At 54.8% G+C, this 7,651-nt stretch carries 3 protein-coding genes; all 3 read left to right on the top strand.

Going from position 1 to position 7,651, the window contains the following annotated elements:
* The first annotated feature begins 482 nt into the window (after nucleotides 1-482).
* Entirely contained in the window at nucleotides 483-2,168 is a 1,686-nt protein-coding gene (locus tag E1297_RS05850; RefSeq protein WP_196223210.1) for a carbamoyltransferase C-terminal domain-containing protein, read from the top strand.
* 304 nt (nucleotides 2,169-2,472) lie between these two features.
* Nucleotides 2,473-3,474, top strand: a complete 1,002-nt coding sequence (locus E1297_RS05845; RefSeq protein WP_155135183.1) for a PLP-dependent cysteine synthase family protein — start codon at nucleotides 2,473-2,475, stop codon at nucleotides 3,472-3,474.
* 203 nt (nucleotides 3,475-3,677) lie between these two features.
* The coding region (locus tag E1297_RS05840; protein WP_155135181.1) for a MupA/Atu3671 family FMN-dependent luciferase-like monooxygenase at nucleotides 3,678-7,651 on the top strand (3,974 nt) is incomplete at its 3' end.

The following is a 7,651-nucleotide window of genomic DNA, read 5'->3' as shown; positions in this document are numbered from 1 at the left end:
CTTAAATATGTGTCACGTTCAAATGGACTTAGTATAAGTCAATGTAATTAATATTATATTTTTAGAATCTAGATTTTATTAATATTTAATATGAAGCGCACTGTAATAGTTAAATTAATTAATTATATGTTTGAAATGCGCTACGTATCAAATAATTCATACCTGTTTAATTATCGAGAGTAATCGTGAGAATAGTTGGTTATAATTTAAGTCACGATAGCAGTATAGCTGTATTGGAAAGCGGTGATATATTATCGGCACTTTCCCTTGAAAGAATTAGCCGGGTCAAGCGTGGTGTTGTCCCGCTGCATGTGTATGCGTCGGAAATGGCCAGGCTGACTTCGCACGTCCTTTCGTCATCTGGTCTAACACTTGATGACATTGACTATTGGATTGCAACGTCGACTGAAACCAGAAACGAGCCCGAAGAGAGCAAGCTGTTTTCCTTGCTAGGTTGGCCTGATACTAGGAAGGTCCTGCAGATGCCCTATCCTGGGCATCATCTGAGTCATGCAGCCTCTGCTTTTTTCGGGTCGGGTTTTGACCGGGCCGGGGTTTTGGTTGTCGACGCGTATGGCGCAAGGATAGGAGGCAGGCGCGAGCGTGAAACGGCCTTCCTTTTCGAAGTTAACAAGGCGCCTGAGAAGGTGTTTCAGATGTTCCGCGACACGACCCGGATTGCAGGGCGCAATGTCCGTGGGGAGTTACAGGTCCCCGCGGAATTTTGTGGTGTTGGAGAGCTTTACCGGATGGTTACGCTTGGGCTTGGGTTTTCCGAGTGCGGCACAAGCTATGACGATGCGGGAAAAACGATGGGACTGGCGGCATATGGGAAGCCGTTTTCACAAGATCCTCTCTTCATCAGAACGGGATCCGCCGGTTTTTCGTTTGACGGGGCACGGGATTCTTTGTCCGATCTGGGGCTTATCGAGATTTGCAATGATGGTGGACGTGTAACCCCGTACACCCGAAATGAAAAAGGGCGGGTGCGGCGCGAGGACATAGCGGCCCAGATTCAGTTCGAATTCGAAAATGCTTGCATGCGGCTTGTCGAGGATCTTGTCGGTCAAACGGGGGAACGCCGGGTTGCAACGTCAGGCGGATGTTTTTTGAATACCGCGTTGAATACGAGATTGCTGCGGGAGGGTGTCGTCGACGAACTATTTGCCTTTCCGGCGGCAACCGATGACGGAAATGCGATTGGAGCAGCCCTTTATGCCCATCATTACCTTGTGAAAGCAGCGGCAGCCAAGTCTTCGCGGATCAGGTCCGTCTACTGGGGGCCTAAACCGCCGGAAAGTTATCAGATTTCGGAAATAGCCAAGCGATGGGGCGCCAATTTTAAACACCATAATTGCGGCGGTGATGTCGTTAGGAATGCCGCGGAAGCGATCGCGTGCGGAGAGATCATTGGCTGGTTCCAGGGCCGCAGCGAGTTTGGTCCGCGTGCTTTGGGTGCGCGTTCAATCCTCTGTCACCCAAGTATTGCCGGGATGAAGGCAAAGCTCAACCGGCGGGTGAAATTCAGGGAACCTTTCCGCCCGTTCGCAGCCTCAATTCTGGCCGAGGATGCGGCGGACTGGTTTGAGTTACCTGCTCCTGAAAGCCCGTTCATGATGCTGATCTCCGACGTTTTGCCTGAAAAGGCGGACCAGATCACGGAAGTTGTTCATGTAGATGGAACATGCAGGCTTCAAACGGTAGCAGAAGATGGTTCGGAACGTTACCGCGGGCTGTTGCGTGCCTTCAAGCAGCTGACAGGATTGCCGCTTGTGCTCAACACATCCTTCAATCTGCGTGGTATGCCGATTGTGGAGGGGCCGGAGGAGGCTTTGGATTGTCTGTATGGTGCACGCCTTGACCGCATTTTTTGCGAGGATGTTGAAATAGTGGCACCTGATTTCGGCAAGCTGACACCACAGATAGTTTGCGAGGTCAGTGTGATCAGAAACGCGCAGTTTATTGATGGGCCCCACGCGCGACTGTTCCCCTTGTTTGATGGCAGAAGATCGCTTGATGAAGCCGCTTCAGAGGTTGAAGTTGAGTTCGACGAGGCCCTCGATGCGGTGCTGGAATTGAGGCATATGAAGCTCGCGGACTGGAGGGAAACACCAGCCCGTCCGCTACCCAATTTTATAGTCAGCCAATACGAAGCAGCCGAAATGTGATCGTCAATTGTGGGATCTTGCCGCAAAGCCGTACCGGCAAGCCGGTGCCGAAATCTAGATCAGATGCACGGCATATTGAGAATGACGCGTTTTGGCGGGGAGCGTGATGCCGGGCCTGCCCCGGCTTCGTTTGATGGGATAGGTACTGCCCCGGCAAATTATGCAAGGAAAGGACTGTCACACAGGGAATGGCATTCGGAGTTCATTGTTACAGCCGCTGAACGAGGGGCACGGGTCAAAGTAACGCAGTACCCACTTAAATATAGAAGCCGATTTGAACGGATACTTCTAGCCGGAGTTAAAGATGTTCCAACGCTCGCTCGAGAAGTTGATAGGAAAGACGCCGATTATTGAGTTGAATGGTCTTGATGTTCCGAAAAACGTGCGGATTTACGCAAAATTGGAGTTTTTGAATCCGGGCGGATCAATTAAGGATCGTGTCGTCAAATACATTTTGGATAGCGCGGAGTGTGATGGCTTGCTCAAGCCGGGAGCGGTCATCGTGGAAGCGACTTCCGGAAACACCGGCGCCGCCCTGGCCATGATGGGGCCAGCTCGCGGCCACCGGACCATACTGACGGTACCCGCTAAAATAAGTGCGGAAAAAAGGAATGTACTGAGCGCTTTGGGCGCAGAGGTGGTGGTTTCCCCGCAGGGCACTGCGCCAGATAGTGCCGAGCATTATGCAAATGCTGCCAAACGCATTCACAGTGAGCGACCCGGTTCCTTCATGTTGAACCAGTACGATAGTCCGCTTAACCGTGAGGCTCACTACAGGACGACAGGACCGGAAATCTACAAGCAGCTGGGCGGCCAGATTTCAGCCTTTGTGGCGGCGGGAAGCACGGGCGGTACCATATCCGGAGTAGGCCGGTATTTGCGGGAGAAGAACCCCGATATCGAAATCGTGCTTCTGGATCCTGTGGGGTCACTGTACCATACCTATTTTCATCATGGTGTCGAGGAACCGTCTGATATCCATCCCTACCAGACTGAAGGGGCGGGAAAAGACCGTATTCCGACGTGCATGGATTTTTCTGTTCTCACCGATAGTATCCGTTTCACCGATCAGCAAGCGTTCAACATGTGCTGGTGGCTTGCGGGCACCCATGGTCTTCTTGTCGGCGGGACGGGTGGAGCGAATGTCTGGGGGTGTGTTCAGGCCGCCCGGAAGATGAAGGGGCCGGCGACTATCGTCACAGTCCTTCCAGATTCCGGTCAACGATACCTGTCCAAGATCTTTAGTCCGGACTGGCTTCGTATGCAGGGTATCTCTGTCGGCAGTGCAGTTCAGGCAGTTGCCTGATGCACCGATCTTGTGCGCCAGAAAAACAAAACTGCCCCGGTAAATCCTTGGCTTCGACAAGATGTTCATTCAGCATGTCTCACCGACAATGAAAATTCCATAACACACAGACATCAATTTTGCCGTGGCGCTTCGTCCTTTTCTTCCGGGCGCTAAAGCGACACCGGTTTGCAAATAACGGCCCATAAGCCGTGGGGTACGTCATGAGAAATCAAAAACACTCTGTAGCAGGGCTTGGCCAGCTGATCAGTGAAAGAGCCATCTTGCAGCCAGACCGGCTTGCTTTCCGGTTTTACGGTTTTTCGGGTCAAGGGCCGTCGCAGGACTGCGAACACACCTACAGAAGTTTGATGCAGCATGCCGCAGACATTGCCGCGCGGCTGCGATCCCGCGCCCAACCGGGTGGCCGGGTTTTGATCGTATGCCCGCCCGGTCTGGACTACGTTACCTCTTTTCTTGCCTGCCAGCTTGCAGGGCTCATTGCGGTTCCAGCCTATCCGCCCCGTAATTTCAAGCATATGGAGCGGCTGGAGGCCATTCTGGCTGATGCGGATGCGGCGCTCATTGTGTGTTTGGCTGCCCAGATAGCCAAGCTTGACACCTGGTTGCACGCAAGGAGGGATCTGACGCTTCTTGCCGTGGACGAAATTTCCCAGGCCGGGTCAGGGCAATGGGAGCCCGTCAAGGGGGATCCGGACGCGATCGCCTTCCTGCAGTATACCTCCGGAACAACCGGTGTTCCAAAGGGCGTGATGGTCAGCCACCGGCAGGTTATCGAAAATCTCCGGCGCATCGACGAAATGCTCGCAAACGGCTGCCGTGAGCCTGCGGACCATGAGCACGCCATGTGCGGCTGGTTGCCCCCCTATCACGATCTTGGCCTGATCGGCACAATCCTTTACCCGCTTTATGCCGGTATTCCATCCCATTTGATGCAACCAGCTGCGTTCGTTCAAAAGCCGGGCCGCTGGCTCGACCTCATTTCAAGGACGCGTTCGACCCTGACGATGGCGCCGAATTTTGCCTATCAGCTGTGTTGTGACGAAATACCGGAGAGTGACCGCGCCCGACTGGACCTGTCTAGCCTGCAATATGCTCTCAATGCGGCCGAACCGGTGCAAAAGAAAACCCTTGATGCGTTTTCAGATCTTTATGCCGCACAAGGATTCAGGGCGTCTGCATTTGCTCCGGCTTACGGCATGGCGGAATGCGTGTTGATGGCGACCTCCAGCTGGGCCGGACCAGCATCAAGCGACAAGTCCACGGTGGAGGTTGGCCCCTATTCCAGCGTACCCGTTTCCGGATTTGAGGAACACGGATCAATCCGGGGGCAGTCCGGTGAAGCCGTTTCCTGCGGCCATTCCCTCGGCGGACAGGCCTTGGCGATTGTTGATCCTCAGACATGCATGCGCCTGAAAGACAAGCGGGTAGGGGAGATCTGGCTGAGTGGGTCTTCAATCGCTTCAGGCTACTGGAACAGGCCAGAGCTTACCAAAGAAGTCTTCAAGGCGTCGATGAGCGGTGAGACGGATGGTCAGGAATGGCTTCGCACCGGTGATCTCGGCGCCGTGATTGATGGTCAGCTCTATATCCTTGGACGGCGCAAGGAAATGGTCATTATCCGTGGCCAGAATTTCTATGCAGTTGATCTGGAAGTAACTGCGAATTCCAGCGATCCGGCCCTTGGCAACGACCGTACGATCGCATTCGGGACGGAACGGGAGGGTGAGGAACAGCTTGTCCTTGTTCATGAATTAAGCCGGTCCACGTTACGGATATTTGACCCCGGCAACCTTGCTCGCGCCATGCGCCAGGCCGTTCTCGACGCCCATGAAGTTGACGTTTCCTGTGTGGTTTTTATCCGGCCAGCTTCCTTGCCCCGGTCAACCGCCGGAAAGCTCCAACGGCTGAAAGCCCGTTTCCAGTATCTGAATGCCGACCTGAGTGAAATTGCCAGATGGGAAGCAGGCACTGATGTCCCTGTTTTGACAGATCCGGGCATCATCCGGCGCTTTGGCGGCCTGGATCGAGCTGCCGGCAGTCCGCATGTGTCTGCGGTCCTGGGGACGCTTGAAGATCTTCCGGGGTGCGGGAAGGCAAATGCCATTTGGTATCTTGACGGCGGCGGACAGGCCCGTTTGCGGGTGGCGGTCACCCGCGCGGAAACGGGCCTGCCACAAACCGGTCTTGCCCGGGAAGGCGACGGCCGCATGCGTTTCGGGTTGTTCTTTTTCGGCTCGGACGATCCGAAGTCTGCGGAAAACCATGGTTATGACCTGCTTCTTGAAGCAGGTGAGCGCGCCGACGAGGCCGGACTTGAAGCCGTCTGGACACCGGAGCGGCACTTTGGCGAGTTCGGAGGCCACTATCCGAACCCGGTTGTGACCAGTGCGGCCCTTGCTGCCAGAACACGGCAGATCTCCATCCGGGCTGGCAGCGTCGTGCTGCCACTGCACCACGTGGTGCGCATTGCCGAGGACTGGGCCATGATCGACAACCTGTCCGGAGGCCGGGTCGGATTTTCGATTGCCGCCGGCTGGCACGCACGTGATTTCATTCTCATGCCCGGTGGTTACAAGGCCCGGACACAGCGGATGATGGAGATGCTCCCGGTATTGCGGGCGCTCTGGCGGGGAGAGGAAGTGGACTTCTCCAATGGGTCCGAAGTCTTTTCTGTGCGGATAAGGCCCTTGCCTGTGCAAGAGGAGATCCCTGTATGGTTTACTGCGGCCGGTAATCCGCAAAGTTTCGTTGACGCAGGTGCAAACCAGTTAAATCTGTTGACATTTCTGGCTAGAACCTCGCCGCAGGAACTGGGCGTCAAAATTGATGCCTATCTGAATGCATTCGCGGAAGCCGGACAAGACACGGTTTTTGCAAAGAAGCCGCATGTTTCGGTGATGGTTCATACGTTCTTGGCCGGGTCCGCGAGCATTGCCCGTGCACAAGTCGCTGAACCGATGCGTCACTATATTCGTCAGGCCACCGACCTTGTGCGCTCGTCCCGGTTCGAAACCACTGGCCAGTTGTTGGATGACGGCAAGGCCGGGCAGGCTGTAATTGACAATGCGGTACCGCGGTTTCTCGAGACAAGGGGTTTGTTCGGATCGCCGAAGGATGTGCTGGAGCGGGTGAATTATTGGCAATCCCTCGGGATAGATGAACTCGCCTGCCTGATTGATTTCGGACTTCCCGCCGAAAAAATCCTGACCCATCTCTCCTATTTGTTCGAACTCGACCAGCTTGTGCGCAAACAGGCCGCCAGTGCCCCCGCAAAAGTCAGGAAAAAGGTCCTCGCGGCACGTGTCCGCTCCCGTTTGAAAGCTGGTTTCCCGGAACTTTCCGGTCTACTGGATGTTACTGTTGAAGGTGATGGAGACCTCGACGTTCAAAACCTTCTCAAGGAAATCGGAGCAAAAGAGGAGGCAAGCGGAGACTGTCCAAATGGACCACTGGAAGAGCTCGTTGCTGATTGTTTCGCCGAAGTCCTGAAGCAGGAGCGGATATACCGGGATACGGATTTCTTTCAAAAAGGTGGCAGCTCCTTGCATGTGGCCCGCTTGGCCGGGCGGCTTCAGGAGAAAACGGGCTTTAATGTTCCGTTGCAGCTGGTATTTGAAGCACCAACTGTCCGCCGGTTGGCGGCGGAGCTTGAAAAATGTGGCCGGGAATCCGTCGTTCCGCTCGCACCTGTTGATCGGTCCGGTCCGGTCCCCCTGTCCTGGCAGCAGGAGAGCCTTTGGTTTCTTGACAGGCTCGATGCACGCGCCGGCGTTGCCTATAATGAAATTCATGTTTTCAAGGTGTTGGGGCAACTCGATAAACCGGCGCTGCGGCAGGCGTTTGACCACTTGGCGCAGCGCCATGAGAGTATGCGCTCCCGGTTTATTGACAGGGACGGAGTGCCGTATCAGGTGGTCGACCTTCCGGAGACATCCGGTTTCCGGTTTGAATATGAAAACCTGAGTGCGTGTTCCGAAGAAGTTGTTGCCGAGCGGATTTCGGATCTGCGCCTTGCTCCGTTCGATCTCAAAAACGGCCCTGTGTTCAGGGCCCATTTGCTTGACTCGGGAGACGGGCAGCAATTTCTGGTTTTTGGTGGCCATCACTCAGTGCGCGACGGCTGGAGTGACGCGATCCTTCTCAAGGAACTGTCAGCGTTATATTTGGAGGCTTG

It is taken from the genome of Roseibium sp. RKSG952, assembly GCF_009711355.1.
Note: the sequence above shows the minus strand (reverse complement) of the source record. Positions and strands in the feature narration are given on the sequence as shown.

Coding starts and splice junctions, on each gene's coding strand:
- E1297_RS05850 (WP_196223210.1), top strand. CDS start 483: ATGCCCTATCCTGGGCATCATCTGAGTCATGCAGCCTCTGCTTTTTTC.
- E1297_RS05845 (WP_155135183.1), top strand. CDS start 2,473: ATGTTCCAACGCTCGCTCGAGAAGTTGATAGGAAAGACGCCGATTATT.